General features: G+C 45.9%; 12 protein-coding genes. 8 read left to right on the top strand and 4 right to left on the bottom strand.

The genetic code is table 11. From position 1 onward, the window contains the following. Positions 1 to 27 precede the first annotated feature (27 nt). Together prsK and prsR are read left to right on the top strand one after the other, a co-directional pair. A complete protein-coding gene (prsK, locus tag GVO63_RS01430; protein ID WP_159577837.1) occupies positions 28 to 2,058 on the top strand; it encodes an XrtA/PEP-CTERM system histidine kinase PrsK in 2,031 nt (676 codons plus the stop codon). Between the two features lie 86 nt (positions 2,059 to 2,144). Further along, positions 2,145 to 3,506 (top strand): PEP-CTERM-box response regulator transcription factor, encoded by a 1,362-nt coding sequence (prsR, locus tag GVO63_RS01425; protein ID WP_159493635.1) that lies wholly within the window; start codon positions 2,145 to 2,147, stop codon positions 3,504 to 3,506. 73 nt (positions 3,507 to 3,579) lie between these two features. Here prsR and GVO63_RS01420 read toward each other — a convergent pair whose 3' ends face one another. The 4 genes from GVO63_RS01420 to GVO63_RS01405 form a co-directional block, all read right to left on the bottom strand. Further along, the gene (locus tag GVO63_RS01420; protein WP_159577836.1) at positions 3,580 to 3,897 is read right to left on the bottom strand and encodes an ADP-ribosylglycohydrolase; all 318 of its coding nucleotides are present in this window, start codon (positions 3,895 to 3,897) and stop codon (positions 3,580 to 3,582) included. An 11-nt stretch (positions 3,898 to 3,908) separates the two neighbouring features. After that, positions 3,909 to 6,047, bottom strand: coding sequence for a diguanylate cyclase (locus GVO63_RS01415; RefSeq protein ID WP_159577835.1), 2,139 nt, complete (start codon positions 6,045 to 6,047; stop codon positions 3,909 to 3,911). Between the two features lie 165 nt (positions 6,048 to 6,212). Continuing rightward, positions 6,213 to 6,566, bottom strand: coding sequence for a replication protein RepA (locus GVO63_RS01410; RefSeq protein WP_159577834.1), 354 nt, complete (start codon positions 6,564 to 6,566; stop codon positions 6,213 to 6,215). Further along, the gene (locus GVO63_RS01405; protein ID WP_159493639.1) at positions 6,526 to 7,221 is read right to left on the bottom strand and encodes an AAA family ATPase; all 696 of its coding nucleotides are present in this window, start codon (positions 7,219 to 7,221) and stop codon (positions 6,526 to 6,528) included. Before GVO63_RS01405 ends, GVO63_RS01410 begins: the two co-directional genes overlap by 41 nt. A 236-nt stretch (positions 7,222 to 7,457) precedes the next feature. Between GVO63_RS01405 and GVO63_RS01400 the strand changes: the two genes are divergently transcribed. The 6 genes from GVO63_RS01400 to GVO63_RS01375 all read left to right on the top strand — a co-directional run bounded on the left by GVO63_RS01400 (position 7,458) and on the right by GVO63_RS01375 (position 16,652). After that, on the top strand, positions 7,458 to 8,198 hold the full coding sequence (locus tag GVO63_RS01400) for a glutathione peroxidase (protein ID WP_159493640.1): 741 nt from the start codon (positions 7,458 to 7,460) through the stop codon (positions 8,196 to 8,198). Between the two features lie 83 nt (positions 8,199 to 8,281). Further along, on the top strand, positions 8,282 to 9,337 hold the full coding sequence (locus GVO63_RS01395; RefSeq protein WP_201281859.1) for a carboxylesterase: 1,056 nt from the start codon (positions 8,282 to 8,284) through the stop codon (positions 9,335 to 9,337). A 154-nt stretch (positions 9,338 to 9,491) separates the two neighbouring features. Further along, positions 9,492 to 10,067 carry a hypothetical protein gene (locus tag GVO63_RS01390; RefSeq protein WP_236552024.1) on the top strand — a complete coding sequence of 192 codons (576 nt, stop codon included), beginning with the start codon at positions 9,492 to 9,494 and terminating at the stop codon, positions 10,065 to 10,067. A gap of 177 nt (positions 10,068 to 10,244) precedes the next feature. Then, positions 10,245 to 11,651, top strand: coding sequence for a TolC family protein (locus GVO63_RS01385; RefSeq protein ID WP_159577833.1), 1,407 nt, complete (start codon positions 10,245 to 10,247; stop codon positions 11,649 to 11,651). Positions 11,652 to 11,656: 5 nt separating this feature from the next. Next, positions 11,657 to 13,456 (top strand): efflux RND transporter periplasmic adaptor subunit, encoded by a 1,800-nt coding sequence (locus GVO63_RS01380; protein WP_159577832.1) that lies wholly within the window; start codon positions 11,657 to 11,659, stop codon positions 13,454 to 13,456. Continuing rightward, positions 13,449 to 16,652: an efflux RND transporter permease subunit gene (locus GVO63_RS01375; protein ID WP_159577831.1), complete on the top strand. Its 3,204-nt coding sequence runs from the start codon at positions 13,449 to 13,451 to the stop codon at positions 16,650 to 16,652. Before GVO63_RS01380 ends, GVO63_RS01375 begins: the two co-directional genes overlap by 8 nt. Positions 16,653 to 16,725 lie beyond the last annotated feature (73 nt).

Here is a 16,725-nt window from a genome sequence, read left to right as displayed (position 1 = left end):
AAACAACAAAAAGGGTGAGAGAAAAGGATGATTTCAGATGTAGGCTATGTGTTAAATAGTCTGGCCCATTTAGCCCTTTTGTTATTGTTGTTGACAGTACGCAAACCAGGTGTGGCTAAAAATCTGTTGGTCTTAGCTACGGCTGCTACATTTTTGTGGTCAACAAGTTTGATTACCTCGCTTTTTGGCCCTATTTCACTTAGCTGGTTAATCACCTCAGACGTCCTTAAACAGCTCGCGTGGCTATTGTTTCTGGCTGGTTGCTTGCAAACAAGTTTTAATAATATTGTTGATGTTATTAAACGGCCCGTCACCCTTATCATCCTTGCTCCTGCGCTTATAGCATTGCTAGCGCCCTATTTGTTGGCAGTCAATCCAGCATGGAGCTTCCTTGTTCTTATTGTGTTGTCTTTGGAAGTGCTTGTACTGCTCGAGGTAGTCTATCGACAAGCAGGTGCTGAGCAATGGGCCTTCAAGCCTCTAATTATTTACCTAGGCGCCACAAACCTGTTTGAATTTGTCACCTATGCGAATGCGACAATGGTTAATCAGGTAGAGATTGGATACATCGCTGCGCGCGGGTTCATTTACTTTTTGTTAATGCCTCTGCTCGTTATTTCCATCCGGCGAATCCATCATTGGGGTATCGATATATTTATTTCCCGTGATGTAGTTTTGCATAGTTCACTGCTGCTGGTAGCGGGAGGTTACCTCTTTGTCATGGCAGTCGTGGGTTATGCAATAAATTATATGGGGGGAAGCTGGGGCGCTACCGTTCAAATCATTTTGGTTGTCATGTCTTTTGCCTTACTGGCAACGGTGTTTTTATCTAACGCTTTTCGAACAAAGATAAAAGTATTTATAACGAAGCACTTTTTTGCCAACCAGTTTGACTATCGTGTTGAGTGGGTAAAGTTGACCAAATGGCTGACGAAGACAGGCGATTCAAGTTCAGATGTTTACTATGCTGGTTTAACCGGCATGCTTAACGCCATCCAATACGAATCTGGTTTGCTATTTAAAGTAACGCCTAGCGGATATGAATGTATTGCCGAAGCGTCTCCTATTTCAAACGATAAATCGCACAGGTGTACAACCCTTGATTCGCTCGTGCGCTATAGTGACAAAAATGGTTGGATTATCGATACTGATGCTTATTTAGTTAAGCCTTTTGATTACGAAGGGTTGAAGCTAGATCGCGAAGCTTTAAAGCAGTGGGGTTATCAACTTTTCGTGCCTTTTTTAAAAGATGACGGTCTATGGGGCTTTGCGGTACTTGCACCGGGTGATAAAGAAAAGGTAAGCCTTAATTGGGAAGTAAAAGACTATCTGACCGCCGTATCCGAGCAAGTAGGTACATACATGCAGCATCATGAAGCTGCCCAAGTTGTTGCCGAAAATGCCCAGTTCGCTGCGTTTAACCGCATGTCAGCATTTGTATTACATGATTTAAAAAATGTTCTGGCTCAAGTTGATCTTATTCTAGCCAATGCTCAGCAGCATAAGCATAATCCAGAATTCATCGATGACACCTTCGAGACCTTAGAGCATACTAAAGCCCGAATGGAAAAAATGCTCAAACAGCTTACTGACAAAAAAGCGGTTGAAGAGGGTGTGAATTCTGAGTTTCTTCTCTCAGACATTGCTAAAGATGTGGTTGAAAAACGCTGTTCAGCACTAAGCCCTCTGCCTTCTGTTCATCTTGTGCGAGAAACGCCAGTGATAGTGGATAGAGAAAAAGTGGCTAATGTACTTTATCACCTTATCAGTAACGCACAGCAAGCAACGGCAGATGATGGTGAAGTTGATGTGGTTATAACAAGTAATTCAGACAATAATACACAACTTGTTATGATAGAGGATACTGGGACAGGAATGGACAAGGCGTTTATTGATGAACGCCTATTTAAGCCCTTTGATACAACGAAAGGCAACGCGGGTATGGGCATTGGTGCCTATGATGCAAAAACGTATATAGAATCCATCGGCGGAAAACTCACTGTTCAAAGTGAGCCTGGTCGGGGAAGCTGTTTTACACTGTATTTTCCGATAGGATAGGGCATATCACTTAACTGAAAAAGTGATAAACATCCGCAAAAACCTAAGCGCCCTCAATGGATGAAGTATAACAATAGGATGATAAGATGACAGATACCATTTTGGTAGTAGACGATGATTTAGGTATTCAAAAGCAGCTTAAATGGAGTCTTACGGATTACAATGTTGTTTTTGCTGACGATCATACTTCAGCCATAGCCCAGTTGCGCAGGTTCGAACCCAAGGTTGTTACGCTTGATTTAGGGTTGCCTCCTGACCCCGCGAACGCGTCAGAAGGCCTGCGTATTCTTCACGATATCATCTCTCTTGCACCGCGAACTAAAGTCATTGTCGTTACGGGTAATAACGATAAGCAAAATGCGCTGAAAGCGATAGATTTCGGTGCCTACGACTTCTATCAAAAGCCAATTGATTCTGACACTATCAAGCTACTGGTCCATCGCGCCCTTAATCTGTCAAAGCTTGAGCATGAAAACAGTATATTAGCCCGCTCTCGCTCTGGTATGTCGCGTATTGTGGGGAACAGTGAAGCTATCCAGAAAGTGGTACGTCGCGCAGAAAAAATCGCTAACACCGACATTAGCACATTGCTTTTGGGTGAGAGTGGTACAGGTAAGGAAGTGTTTGCGCGCAGCATTCATGAGCACAGCCCGAGAAGAGATAAACCGTTTGTAGCGATCAACTGCGCCTCTATTCCAGAAAACTTGCTAGAGAGCGAGTTATTCGGGTACGAAAAAGGAGCGTTCACCGGCGCGAATAAAACGACCGTGGGTAAAATAGAAACCGCGCAGGGAGGCACCTTATTTTTAGATGAAATTGGGGATATGCCAATCGGGCTTCAGGCCAAAATGCTTCGCTTTTTGCAAGAGCGCGTGATTGAGCGGGTAGGCGGCCGGAACGAAATCCCTGTAGATATTCGAGTAATTTGCGCGACTCACAGAGACTTGCAAAGTATGGTCGCGCAAGAAACCTTTAGAGAAGATTTATATTACCGAGTGGGTGAAATGCCAATTATGATCCCGCCGCTGCGAGACCGGGATCAAGATATTATTTTGTTAGCCCGCACTTTCCTGAATATTTATCGAGAAGAGTTTAAAGCTAAGGCCAAAAGCTTCTCGGAGTCAGCGGTTAATGCCATGCTTGCCCATAAATGGCCTGGCAATATTCGCGAAATGCAGAACAAATTAAAGTCTGCGGTAATTATGGCTGAAGGTACCGTTATTCAGCCCGACGACCTAGGGCTAATGCCCACTGATGCGCAAGATGAGCCCGAAACCCTCAATTTGCGTGAGGTGCGAGAAATTGCAGAAAGTCGTGCGATCCGCAGAGCGTATCAGAAAGCTGAAAAAAACATGTCGAGAACCGCTGAACTTCTTGGCGTTACTAGACCAACACTTTACTCGCTTATTGATAAGTATCACATGGAAGATATAAAAAGCAGCGATTAGGCAGTGGTAAGTGCTTTAACTTACCACGCTACAAGCGGATGCGCCGCGCGTTGTCGAGCAAGAAAGCTAATTCCTAAAGTATAAACTGGCCGTGTGTCTCAGCAAGTACATCATGGCCACTGTAATTAACCTCTACCACCACATTTCTTGATGTATCCTCAATGTATACAATGCTGCCACACAGGTTACATACATGGTGTGTTTCCCCATTTGCCTCATGCAGCGCGGCCAAGGTGGAGGGGGCGCAATCAATCACTAGCGCCTTCTTGGAGATCCTTACACGAAAAGCGCTTGCATCAGCCTGTGACAACGTTTCACTATCCGCTTCGAGCTCACTAATGTGGTCAACTTCGTACTGAATAGACTGGCAACTACAACTTCCTCTAAACATACTGCTCTCCTCTACTGCTTGTGATCGAGGGTGTCTGGCCATCGAATACTTGCAACATTGTTAAATGAAGTTGCAATTCTAGAGCCAGCAAAATTGAATTTTTTATCAATTGGCGTTTGACTGTGAGTCTTTGTGTCGAGGGTTTCAACAACACCTACCCATCCGTTTCTTCCGGATAACTTGGTCGCGTAGAGTGCGTAATCGATGACTGCAAACGTGCGCTCCCATGCCAACTCGAAGTTATCTTTTCGGTCTGGCGGAAGTAACGAGAAACCGATACTACAGGTAATATTTATCGGACTGTCTGTGCCAATATCAAAGGGCGTGCTTGCGACCATCTCACGACATCGTTCAGCCAATTCTGGCAGTTCCTCTCGATTAGATTGACGACAAACCACTAAAAATTCTTCACCGCCCCATCGGATAATTAAATCCGTAAGTCTAAAAACATGCTTAAGAACTTGCGCAAACGATGACAACACTTTATCGCCTGCGATATGACCGTAATCGTCGTTGATGCGTTTAAAGTGATCGATATCAATCAGCAAGCACAGTAAATCTTGTTTTGTGTTAGCCGGGTCTGTGCTTTGGTTTGCGGAAAATTGGCTTCGCCTTATTTCTCCGGGAAGCTGTGACTCTAGATAGTGCCTGTTGTACAAACCGGTTAATGGGTCTCTTAAGCTTACTTCTTCAAGCGTCTTATAGGCGGTCCGTAATTCTTCATTCTTTTCTTGAAGCGTCAATGTCTGCTGACGAACTTCGCGACGTAATATTATGGTTTGTTGGCGCTGTTTATATCTACTCCATATTAAAAAGGTAAACAGCAATACCGCCAAAGAGATGCTCCAAACCAACGTTGTTTGCAGCTTTTCCTGCTCTGCCTGAGCAAGGGCGAGCTGCTTTGATTCCTCTAGTTTTTCTAACGTGTGAGACTGTCGAATGACTTCAATTTCAGCTTGAAGCCCCTCGATAGCAGACTTGTTTTCTGAGTCCAGTAACACTTCGCGCAACTGTTGGATCACTGATTGAATGTCTAAGGCTTTTTTAAACTCACCTAAGGATACGAAGGCGTTAAGTTGTATAGATAAGAAACTTATCTGGCCACGCAAATCGCGGTTTTTTCTCGCCTCAATCGTTCCGGCTCGCGCCTCTGACAACGCAAGCTCAAAACTCTGCTCTTTCATGTAGGCACGAGCGAGAGCAAGTCGTCCATCTTGCATCAATTTTAATTGTCCGGTTGATTGAGCAAACGCCATGGCTTCTTGCAGCAACTCCCGCCCATTTTTTGTATCACCATCTTCTACAAATGCTCTTCCCAATAACATTTTCGCTTCGGCAATTGCGCCCACGTCTTTAGTGGTTTCTAAATGTTTAAGCCCACTTTCAATGCTATTGATAGCCTGTGTTGGTGTACTTGTTTTAAGCAGCAGTGCACCCAATCGGGTTTTAATGATGCCAAGTAGACGCCCGTCATTAGACGCCTCTACACTTTCTAACGCGTCACGATAATAGGTATGTGCAAGTGAAGTCTGATTGAGCAAGCTGTATAGATCGCCAATATGCAGCAAGGAGAGGCTCATCTCACTTGGCATATTGTTTTCTCGAAAGAAATCTAACGCTTGCTTCAAGGGTTCAAGTGCGATTTCAATTTCGCCTTGTTGTTGCTTGATAGTGCCGAGTTCTAAGTTTAATTTAGCTTTTAAAAGTTCGTTTCGTTCTATTTGTGCAATTGACATAGCGCGATGCACATAGGTAAGGGCGGTGGTGTAGTTGGAAAGGTGTCTCTCTGATGAAGCAAGGTGAAGCAAGGCCTCAGCCATGTTGCCAAGTTCACCTTCCGTCGTGTAGCGCTCTAAAGCGGCACTGAATATCACCTTCGACGTTTCAAAGCGAGACGCACTTTGGAAAACCCTACCAAGGCTCAGAAATTCATCCGCTGGCACGTGGTTTTGTTGATAGGCTTGTTCTACTAAAAGCAGTGCTTTGCTATCGGCATCTGCATATTGTTTGACGCTTAAAAGCCTTTCAATCGTTGCAAAGTCGTTGCCCACAATGCTACCGGCAATTGCCGGTTTGATAGGTAAAAGCTGCACGATAATGAGGAGGGCACACCCCAGCACAAGTAAAGTGCTACATCTCCTTGGGCCCATTCGCTCTTATCTCCTATATACGTACGGTATTCGTTTTGACAAAACGTAAAGTTAGGCTGCGTAGGCAGCCGTTCCCTATATTTCCAATAAAGACGCCTCACGCTTCTCTATTGTGAAGGATTAAACGAATAAAGTCTGTATTTAGGTTTATACTTTTGTCTATTTTTAACTGTGCTCGTTTATCCATTCCCGGATCAACGCAGATTTAGCTTTACCTGTTTTTTCGGAAATGTCCGCCAGCTTATCTATACATTGCGGAGTAAGCGTGAACGTAGCATGGCGCATACCTTCCTTGAGCGGTTTTTTTATCGCATCGGTAATCGATACAACACTGTGCGTGTGCTCTCGGCACGAATTGATACCCTGTTCGTTAACTAACGGCTGGTCTACGTTATTGGTATTTCCTCGCGCATAGACTTTACCCTGAGCATAATGCAGTGCATCTTCAATAAAGTCTTCAACAGACCGAAGATTAGGTTTAGCTAAAGGCTTCGACTTTTTGAGGTTGAGCAAACTCATAAGCATCCTCCATCTTGCCAGCTAGTAGCTCTTCAAATAATGTTCTTATTTCGGTAGCAGCTTTGCCTTCTGGTTCGCTTTCAATAACAGATTGACCTGATTCCTCTGAATCATCATACATATTGCGGCTAAACGTTACAGAGTTGAGAACAGGAATACCAAAAGAGCGACACACCTCTTTCGCCTCTAAAATTCGGCTGGCAAGACTAGGCAAAGAAGGACACTGCGTGATGACAAACGCGGCGTTCATTTTGGGGTTTACCATTTTGCAGGTAGACAAAATATCTTCCATGTGCGGAACGGTTTTTAGGTCCCGTCTTTTTGGACGCAACGGAATGAGTATGTGGTCGGCGACTGCCATTGACGAGCGAAGGGCCAGGTTGTCCTGTCCACCACAGTCGATAACAACGTAGTCGTAATACTGACGTAGGCTCAACAATTCGTTACGTATTTTACCGTATAACTGAACACAATTAATTTCAGCGAGGCGAGGATTAGCTTTGCGCTCTTGGATCCAGTCAGAGGTCGTTCGTTGCGGGTCGCAGTCAACCATTAAAACCTTTGCACCTTTTTCGGTGCGAAGATACACGGCAATGTTTTGTGCTAGGCAGCTTTTTCCGCTACCGCCTTTTTCTCCACCAACTAAAATAATCATGGTGTTAACCCTCGAATGTCGCTGTACATTAAAATTTGTGAGTAAGGAAAACCGTTAGTCGCACTTCGGTCGTACTTATCGTCAGTTAGAAGGATAGGCAGTGCAGGCGCTAAATTCAGCATCAAAATCGATATTAACGAATGCAAGGCAATACCTATTGATTTGTGTGTTAACTCAATCTAGGCTTCTACATTGCGTGATGTACTTATTATTAAAATTACCGATACGAGGTTGTTATGTCAGAAAGTCGCTTTACGTCCAAAGAAGGTCAAAAGGTCCCTAGTGTTTCATTTCAATGCCGAGAAGGTGACGCTTGGGTAACCAAGACCACAGAAGCGCTATTTTCGGGCAAAAACGTTGTGGTGTTCTCGCTGCCAGGCGCATTTACACCGACTTGTTCTTCCACTCACTTACCTCGTTACAACGCGCTGGCGAAAAAATTCGCCAAGCACGGCATTGATGACATTGTATGTATATCAGTCAACGACACCTTTGTAATGAACGCATGGGCAGCGGATCAAGAAGCCGCCAACATCACAGTGATCCCGGATGGTAACGGTGAATTTACTGATGGCATGGGCATGCTTGTAGATAAAGCAGACTTGGGGTTTGGCAAAAGAAGTTGGCGTTACTCGATGCTTGTGAAAGATGGTGTTGTCGACAAAATGTTTATCGAGCCTGACGTTCCTGGCGATCCGTTTGAAGTATCAGATGCCGATACGATGCTGGCCTACATCGCGCCGGAAGAGCAGCCTAATGCGCCGGTTTCTATTATTACCAAACCAGGTTGTCCTTTCTGTGCGAAAGCTAAAAAGCTGTTAGACGATAAAGGCTACGAGTACGAAGAAATTGTGCTAGGTAAAGATGCGTCGCTAACCAGCTTAACAGCTATCAGTGGCCGCGAAACCGTTCCGCAGGTCTTCATCGGCGGTAAGCACATTGGCGGTTCAGACGACTTGGAAGCGCATTTTAGTTAAACCTATTTTTGTTTGAATCGTCATAAAAGCGGGGGCATGTTACTATGCGCCCGCTTTTTGTTAATTATCCATAGCGGAGAAAAATGGTGTCGTTGAAGTCTTTTATAAAAACGCTTGTGTGTGTTGGTGCGTTAATGGGTGCGAGTAATGCGGTTGCTGAAAGCAATGCAATAAAAGAGCACAACGCGCAGTTTAAAGGATTTTACGAGAAAGAATGGGAACAAACTCAGCCTTGCAGGGAAACCGCGCTTAACCGATTTACTGTGTGTAGCAACGTGCTGCGTAATGAGGGCAACGCGCCTTTTATACTGACAAACAATACAAGCGATAAGGTCGCTGTTTTAATTCACGGCTTAAGCGATTCACCGTTTTTCATGCGAGAAATTGCCAATATCTTATTTGAGGAGGGGTTCACAGTTGTTGTGCCTCTTCTGCCTGGTCATGGTAAGCGCGAAGCTGACGATGATATGTCAGACTGGGATTTAGCAGAGCGCTGGCAGGCACATGTCGATGAAGTCATAAATTTGGCTGACAGTATGGGTGACACTGTACTTGTGGGCGGTTTTTCGACAGGGGGGGCGCTGGCAGTTGAGCACTACTTGGATAGTGCTGATGGCAGTGAAGGAGAGATTGACGGCCTTATGTTATTTTCTGGCGCGCTAGCGCTATCTGACAACGCTGAAGGAATGTCCCGAATTTGGGGCATTAAGCTCTTAGCCAGAATTATTGATGGAAGTTATCAAACCCATGGTCCAAACCCTTATAAATACCCAAACGTAGCGGGTTTAGCTGGATTGGAGTTGATGGATCTCATTAACACCATTCGCGAAAAAATTGAGGAAGGACAGCAAGTAGAAGTGCCGTTATTTGCCGCTCATTCTCAAGCCGATGTGACAACGCCTATCTCTGGAATAGAGCAGCTGATGGAAGCAAGCAAGGGCCCTAATACCTTTTTTGTTATCGATGAATCTTACGGGTTATGTCACGCTGACTTGGTCGTAAATACAAGCCTGCTCAACAAAATGAATTTCAACGCCAATATGGTCAATCAGCAAGAAGATTGTGCAGTGCCCAAAGCAAACCCGCTGTTCTCGACCATGCGCTTGATGCTCCAGGATTACTTGTCGCAGTTTAAATAAACAGATGAGCGTAAGTGACATGCGCCGTTGGCTTTACTGCGCAGTCACATCACGCTATTATTTGAACGTTATTTCTAGATACCGCATTTGCTGGGTAAAAAACGTGAGCAATTTTCAGCTTTGTTTGCCGCTTAAATGGTGCAAAACGTCCAACATGAGTTCGTTAGCACTCACACTATTTTTAATGATGGCTCTTGTGTCGTCAGGCAGTGCTGTATCTATTACTCATCCTTACGAACACGGCCATTCACAGCGGGTGACAACAGCACAACCTGCTTCGTTTCATGCTTTCCATGCGGTAGAAGAATCTAATGTAGAGGGTAATACCAACACAAGTAACGCTGTTTCCAAAACGCCAGTCGTAATGAAAACTTCTGCGTCACCTGAGTTCACCCAACCCCATTGCCAGCATCAAGAGATGTCAATGCAGCACGCTGAGATTAGCGCTAATTTAAGTGCTGATAGTAATACAATGGAAATGACTCAGATCAGCGATGCGAACGCTCACAGTGCAAGTAAAGCCCAAATGGCTGACATGCCTTGCTGTGAGGATGAATGCAATTGCCCCGCGGATCACTGTTTTAACCTTAGCGCTAGTGCGCTTTTACAGCCATCAGCCGAAACTGAAGTTTCGGTCGCGAGAATGGCGGCACCTGCACCTATTCTGGGGCAGTGCATAACCCTTCACTTTGGGCAGTTTCGCCCGCCTAAATCACTTCTCACAGCATAGATCTATCTAGCGAATTCATTTCGCCGAAGAGACGTATAAAGCGCCTCTAACTTTTTTATCTATGTAACACGTGGCAGCCTTATTTTTTGCGCTTGCGGAGATCAACTCACTCAAATGTCAAAAAACCAAAGCTCGGGCAATTTCAACACGTGTTACACCTGAAAAGTGATGTTATACATGAGCAATTATTTGGTACCTGACAACGCGGGAAAGTACGTTGGAACATGCAGCAGAGCGAGCATTAAGTTTGCGCTAATTTTCCTGCTTAATTCTTTTCTGTTGTTTCCTTCGCTAGCTAACGGGGAATCTTTAAGTCTTGAACAAGCGCTTCAATTAGCCATTCAACATGATCCTCTATTGAAAGGAAATAGTCATCGCAAGCAAGGTTTTAATGCAGAGGCTGAGGCATCCTCCTACTGGGCTAACCCGCAAATGTCGGCGTCAGTACAAAATTTACCTACTGATGGATTTGCACTTGACCAAGAGCCTATGACGCAGTTTAAAGTGGGCTTGAAACAGCAATTGCCCAGAGGTGATGAAAACTATTTCAACCAGCAAAAGTTCAGGGTTATGGCAGACCGCATGTCGGTCGAAAGTCAAGCAAGAAGGGCTTGGCTTAAGCGCGAGGTTACCTATACCTGGTTAGACTGGGTTTATGCAATGCATCGCATTGTATTGTTGGATAAAGAAAAGTCCTTGCTTACGCAATTGCTTGATTTTACAGACGCCCGATACAGTCAAGGCGTTGGTGCAGCAGCTCAGCAGGATATACTGCAGGTGCGCTTGGCGCTGTTGTCGTTAGAGGATAAATATGTCCAGGCTTATCAGCGCAAAAACGAGGCAAGAGCAGCGCTGTCGAAATGGTTCGGTGCACCTTTAGATGCATCTTTTGGTATGCCTCACCCATTAAAACATTCAGAACTGTCTCGCATTGATATCGATGCTATTTTAAGCAGCAGTAACCTCAGTCTAAGCTCACTCTTAGCGTTTATTGACAGTACTGAGCCTTTTTCGATACTTCAACATCATCCAGAGGCTAAGTTGCTTCAGTTTCAAACTCAAATAGAGGCGCAAAATCTCAATATAGCAAGAGAGCAAACCAAGCCTCAGTGGGCATTCGAAGCAAGTTACGGTTATCGACAAGATGCGCAAAATGGGTCAAGCCGGGCAGATTTTGTATCAGTCGGTGTTCAAGTAGACCTTCCTTTTTTCAATCAATCCCGTCAAGACGCCTCAATTGCAGCGGCCGCGTCTAAAATGAGCGCGTCTGAAACAGACTTTCGTTTGAAAGTGAACGAGCTTGCTGCAAATGCAGAGGTGCTTAAATCACGCTTATCAGGCTTAAGTGAGCGAAAAGCGCTTTACGAAACAGGGTTAGTTGACGAGACGCAGCAATTTTCTGAGGCCGAACTTACGGCGTATACCTCAGACACCGGCGATATCCGTGATGTGGTCAATGCCAACCTACAGCAAATACAAATACAGGACAATTTACTTAACATCGACGTTGAGCGAGCTAAGACACTTGCAGCGCTTGCCTATTTATATCTGCCATCCCACGCCAACTTTTCGAATAAAGAGTAATGAACATGACATCTTCAAGAATTCCTGGCCATCTTAAAAACAGTCCGCTTACCAAAGGTTTACTCATTGGCGTGCTCGTCGGTGGCCTGTTCGCGTTTGGCTTGGCCACACTGCTTTTATCGGGTCAATCTGACCATGAAAACGATGAACCCGCTCAGCTCGAAGAGAAAAAACCGTTATATTGGGTGGCGCCTATGGATGATAGCTATCGCAGGGATAAACCGGGAAAATCCCCGATGGGAATGGAATTGGTGCCGGTGTATGCCTCTGATAATGCAATGTCCACATCAGACAGTGAGCGTGCACAAGGCACTGTGATGATCCCCCCTAATGTGCAGCACAATATGGGGGTCAAAGTCGCCCCCGTTACCGTTGATTCGCTTAAACAGAGTATTTCAGCGCTAGGCAACGTGGCCTACGATGAAGATAGCATTGTTCATATTCACCCTCGGGTATCTGGTTGGGTCGACACGCTTTTTATCAAATCACAGGGTGAGCAGGTTGAACAAGGACAGGCACTTTATACCTTGTATTCGCCAGAATTGGTTAGCGCGCAAGAAGAATTCATCTTAGCCCTTAAGCGAGGAGATTCACGTTTAATAGAAGGCGCCGCTGAGCGCTTAAAAACCTTGGGGCTATCAAAATCCACTGTCGACGACTTGCAAAAAAGCAGACGGATTTCTCAAACGGTAACCTTTAACGCGCCGCAAGGCGGGGTAGTAGAAGCGCTAAATATTCGTGAAGGGTTTTATGTTCAGCCCGGAACGACGTTGATGAGTATCGCGCAGCTAGATACCGTGTGGGTGATTGCTGAAGTGCCTGAAAAACATGCGCAAACTATATCCCTTCACAACAGTGCTGTTGTTACCCTTGATGAGATGTCCCATACCTCAGATGCCACGTGGGAGAGTCATGTTGAGTATATTTACCCGTCCTTGTCAGAAGTAACCCGAACCTTAAAAGTTCGTATTCCGCTTAATAACAAACGCCATACGTTAAAGCCCAACATGTTTGCACGTGTTCTACTTGAGCCTGTTCAACGAAAAGCCGCTCTACTTGTACCTCGCAGTGCAGTGATACGCACGGCTGAGGGCACGAAAGTGGTACTAAGTGACGGCAACGGCAACTTTAAGTCGGTTCGCGTAAAACTCGGTCAAAGTGATAGTGCGCATTTCGAGGTCTTAGATGGATTATTGCCAGGCGATGAAGTTGTGGTGTCAGCACAATTCTTGATTGACTCGGAGTCGTCAAAGAGCAGTGACTTTGAGCGGATGGAAGCGCCCGACAATCAGGCCACAACATCAGGAACCATTGAGGCACTCACATTACCGGCTGCAAACGAGTCAGCAGGCGATGCAAAAGTCGTGATTGCTCGCGGTCCAATAGAAAAATGGGGACGAGGGCCTGCCACCATGTCTTTTGCGGTTTCAAAGCATATTGATTTGTCGACGTTTAAAGAGGGCGACGAAGTTATGTTTACCTTTGTAACGGGCGAAGAATTTACTGTTATCGATATGCACAAACATATGGAACACGCAAAGGTCGGGGATACGATGCGAGACTCAGATCACAGTGCCCACGAACGCAATAGCCATGAACATAAAAGCCATACCAATCAGTCAATGAGCCACGAATCAATGAACCATGAGTCAATGAACCATGAGTCAATGAACCATGAGTCAATGAATCACGAGTCAATGAACCGTGAGTCGATGAACCATGAGTCAATGAACCACGAATCGATGAACCACGAATCGATGAACCATGAGTCGATGGATCACCAGGAGCATATGCATCATGATTGAATCAGTAATTCGCTGGTCGGTAAACAATCGGGTGCTGGTATTGCTGAGCGCCATAATGCTCAGTATTGCCGGCGTTTGGGCGGTGAAAAACACGCCGGTCGATGCTATTCCTGATTTATCTGATGTCCAAGTCATTGTTAAAGTAAATTATCCCGGTCAGTCCCCGCAAGTCGTAGAGGATCAGGTAACGTTTCCACTCACATCTGCGCTAATGTCGGTGCCTGGCGCACAGACGGTGCGAGGATATTCATTTTTCGGTGATGCCTATGTCTATATCATTTTTGATGATGATACGGATATGTATTGGGCTCGAAGCCGAGTTTTAGAATATCTCAGCCAAGCGTCTTCGCAGCTCCCCGAGGGCGTTACACCTCAGCTCGGTCCAGATGCAACGGGGGTGGGTTGGGTATATATTTATGCCTTGGAAAATGATGCTAATCAGCCCAACGCGCTGGATGCGGGTGAATTAAGAGCACTGCAAGATTGGTTGTTAAAGTTTGAACTGCAGTCTGTTGAAGGCGTATCCGAAGTAGCGTCTGTAGGCGGTATGGTTAAGCAGTACCAAGTGATTGTCGACCCTGAAAAATTGCGAGCCTATAACATTCAGCCTTCCATGATAGAGATTGCTCTTAAGCGCGGTAACCGCGCGTCGGGCGCATCGGTTATTGAAATGGCAGAAGCAGAATATATGGTAACTGCACAAAGCTATATTCAGGGCATTAACGATATACTAGCGTTGCCAACGGGCGTCATTAAAGATGGTGTGAGCATCTCTATCAATGATGTAGCCCAAGTCGTCGAAAGCCCGTTAATGCGCCGCGGCATTGCTGAGTTAAACGGGAACGGCGAAACCGTGGGTGGCATCATTGTCATGCGCTACGGTGAAAACGCGAAAGCCACTATTGATGCGGTTAAGGCCAAGCTGGATAGTTTAGCGACAAGCTTGCCGGAAGGTGTAAAAATTGTTCCGGTTTATGACCGCTCAACCCTTATTGATAGGTCCGTCGATACCCTCTCTAATAAACTGCTTGAGGAGTTGTTGGTAGTCGGTTTGGTATGCGCTATCTTTCTGTTTCATTTACGGTCATCGTTGGTTGCGCTTATCAGTTTACCCATTGGTATCCTCACCGCCTTTATCGTAATGAAGCTGCAGGGGCTCAATGCCAATATTATGTCTTTAGGTGGCATCGCCATTGCTATAGGCGCAATGGTTGACGGAGCGATAGTGGTGGTGGAAAACCTTCACAAGCACATTCATCAGCACTCTGTTGCAGGGAGTGAAGGGGCACTGACATCTACGCCAACCCCAGCGCGAAGCCCGGCGCAGCTATCGGCCGCTAAGCGCTGGGAGCTCGTGATTAAATCAACCACAGAAGTGGGCCCAGCGTTATTCTTTGCGCTCCTTATTATTACGGTATCTTTCATCCCTGTTTTCGCATTAGAAGCCCAAGAGGGGCGGCTTTTTGCCCCCCTTGCGTTTACCAAAACCTATGCCATGGCAGCGGCAGCCGCGCTAGCCATTACCTTAGTTCCCGTACTTGCAGGCTACTTTGTCCGGGGCAGAATACGTTCTGAGGCAGAAAATCCGGTTAATCGCGCATTGGAAGGTGTGTACCGGCCACTGCTGGCACGTTTGCTAAACTTTCCCGTGCTCACCTTGGTTGGCGCACTCTGCTTACTCGTCTCAATGGTTTGGCCGTTGAGTCATCTTGGTAGCGAATTTATGCCTGAATTGGACGAGGGCGACTTAATGTATATGCCTACGACTTACCCAAGTATTTCAGTGGGAAAAGCCAGAGAGCTTCTGCAACAGACAGATAAACTCATTGCGACGTTGCCCGAAGTTGAGACCGTGTTTGGGAAAATCGGTCGCGCCGATACAGCCACCGACCCTGCACCACTGACCATGATAGAAACCTTCATTCAGCTCAAGCCAAAGGCACAATGGAGGGACGGCATGACCACAGAAAAGCTTAAAGACGAACTAAACGCGCTAGTGCAGTTCCCTGGGTTGACCAATGCGTGGGTCATGCCAATTAAAACCCGCATCGACATGTTGGCTACCGGAATAAAAACACCCGTGGGAATAAAAATTGCGGGGCCCGATTTAGCGGGAATAGAGGCGATAGGCCGAGATATTGAAGAGCTCCTTCCAAACGTGCCCAATACCGCCTCGGTTTATGCTGAAAGAGTTGTAGGAGGACGCTATATCTACGTTGATATCGACAGGCAGTTAGCGGCACGCTACGGCATGACGATAGACGACGTACACAGTGTTGTTGGAACGGCGGTGGGTGGCAAAGCGGTGACCCAGTCAGTGGAAGGAAGAGAACGTTTTCCTATTGCTATGCGGTTCTTAGATGATTATCGCGATACGCCTGAATCTTTGGCATCTATGCCATTTGTTTCACCTAATGGCGCACATATCACTTTAGGTGATGTCGCCACAGTACGCATTGACGACGGGCCTGCTGGAATAAAAAGCGAAAACGCCCGTTTAAATGGCTGGGTATATATTGATATATCATCAGATTCAGCCACAGGTATTGACTTAGGGGGGTATGTCGATAGGGCTAAAGGTTACTTAAAAGAGCACCTTGATTTGCCCACTGGATATTCAATCACTTGGGCGGGGCAATTTGCCTATTTGGAACGGGCGAAAGCGAAACTATCGGTGGTTATTCCTCTTACGTTAGGCATTATTTGCCTTTTGCTTTATCTGGCATTTAAACGCCTTCGTGACGTGACATTGATACTAGCCACATTACCGTTGGCGCTGGTGGGAAGTGTATGGCTGCTTTACTTTCTTAATTTCAATCTATCGGTTGCTGTGGGTGTTGGGTTTATCGCCCTTGCAGGTGTCGCGGTGGAAATAGGGGTTATCATGTTGGTCTATCTAAACCAATTTGTATCGGAAGCACTTGAAAAGCCTATTGCGGAATACGACAAAACTACAAAAGATGAGCATGTGAAAAAGGCCATTATTCATGCTGCATCGGCACGACTTCGTCCTGTCATGATGACATCGCTTTCTATCATTGTTGGCTTATTGCCCGTGGTTTATGCCACGGGTACCGGAAGCGAGGTCATGCAGCGAATAGCGGCGCCCATGGTAGGCGGCATGGCGAGTGCACTGGTATTGACGCTGCTGGTATTACCATGCGCGTTTTACTTAATCGTTTCGCGTAAAACGTAACAGAATAGAAAGTGGAGTAGAGTAGAAAAAACAAGGGGAAGCGATAACACGCTTCCCTAAATTTCATTTTTTA

The sequence above is a fragment of the Alteromonas sp. KUL106 genome, assembly GCF_009811415.1.
Lineage (GTDB): Bacteria > Pseudomonadota > Gammaproteobacteria > Enterobacterales > Alteromonadaceae > Alteromonas.
The sequence above is the reverse complement of the archived record's forward strand: the minus strand, read 5'-3'. Positions and strand labels throughout refer to the sequence as shown.

What these genes read in the sequence shown, in the direction of transcription:
- prsK (WP_159577837.1), top strand. Translation starts at nt 28, where the DNA reads ATGATTTCAGATGTAGGCTATGTGTTAAATAGTCTGGCCCATTTAGCC.
- prsR (WP_159493635.1), top strand. Translation starts at nt 2,145, where the DNA reads ATGACAGATACCATTTTGGTAGTAGACGATGATTTAGGTATTCAAAAG.
- GVO63_RS01420 (WP_159577836.1), bottom strand. Translation starts at nt 3,897, where the DNA reads ATGTTTAGAGGAAGTTGTAGTTGCCAGTCTATTCAGTACGAAGTTGAC.
- GVO63_RS01415 (WP_159577835.1), bottom strand. Translation starts at nt 6,047, where the DNA reads ATGGGCCCAAGGAGATGTAGCACTTTACTTGTGCTGGGGTGTGCCCTC.
- GVO63_RS01410 (WP_159577834.1), bottom strand. Translation starts at nt 6,566, where the DNA reads ATGAGTTTGCTCAACCTCAAAAAGTCGAAGCCTTTAGCTAAACCTAAT.
- GVO63_RS01405 (WP_159493639.1), bottom strand. Translation starts at nt 7,221, where the DNA reads ATGATTATTTTAGTTGGTGGAGAAAAAGGCGGTAGCGGAAAAAGCTGC.
- GVO63_RS01400 (WP_159493640.1), top strand. Translation starts at nt 7,458, where the DNA reads ATGTCAGAAAGTCGCTTTACGTCCAAAGAAGGTCAAAAGGTCCCTAGT.
- GVO63_RS01395 (WP_201281859.1), top strand. Translation starts at nt 8,282, where the DNA reads ATGGTGTCGTTGAAGTCTTTTATAAAAACGCTTGTGTGTGTTGGTGCG.
- GVO63_RS01390 (WP_236552024.1), top strand. Translation starts at nt 9,492, where the DNA reads ATGAGTTCGTTAGCACTCACACTATTTTTAATGATGGCTCTTGTGTCG.
- GVO63_RS01385 (WP_159577833.1), top strand. Translation starts at nt 10,245, where the DNA reads ATGAGCAATTATTTGGTACCTGACAACGCGGGAAAGTACGTTGGAACA.
- GVO63_RS01380 (WP_159577832.1), top strand. Translation starts at nt 11,657, where the DNA reads ATGACATCTTCAAGAATTCCTGGCCATCTTAAAAACAGTCCGCTTACC.
- GVO63_RS01375 (WP_159577831.1), top strand. Translation starts at nt 13,449, where the DNA reads ATGATTGAATCAGTAATTCGCTGGTCGGTAAACAATCGGGTGCTGGTA.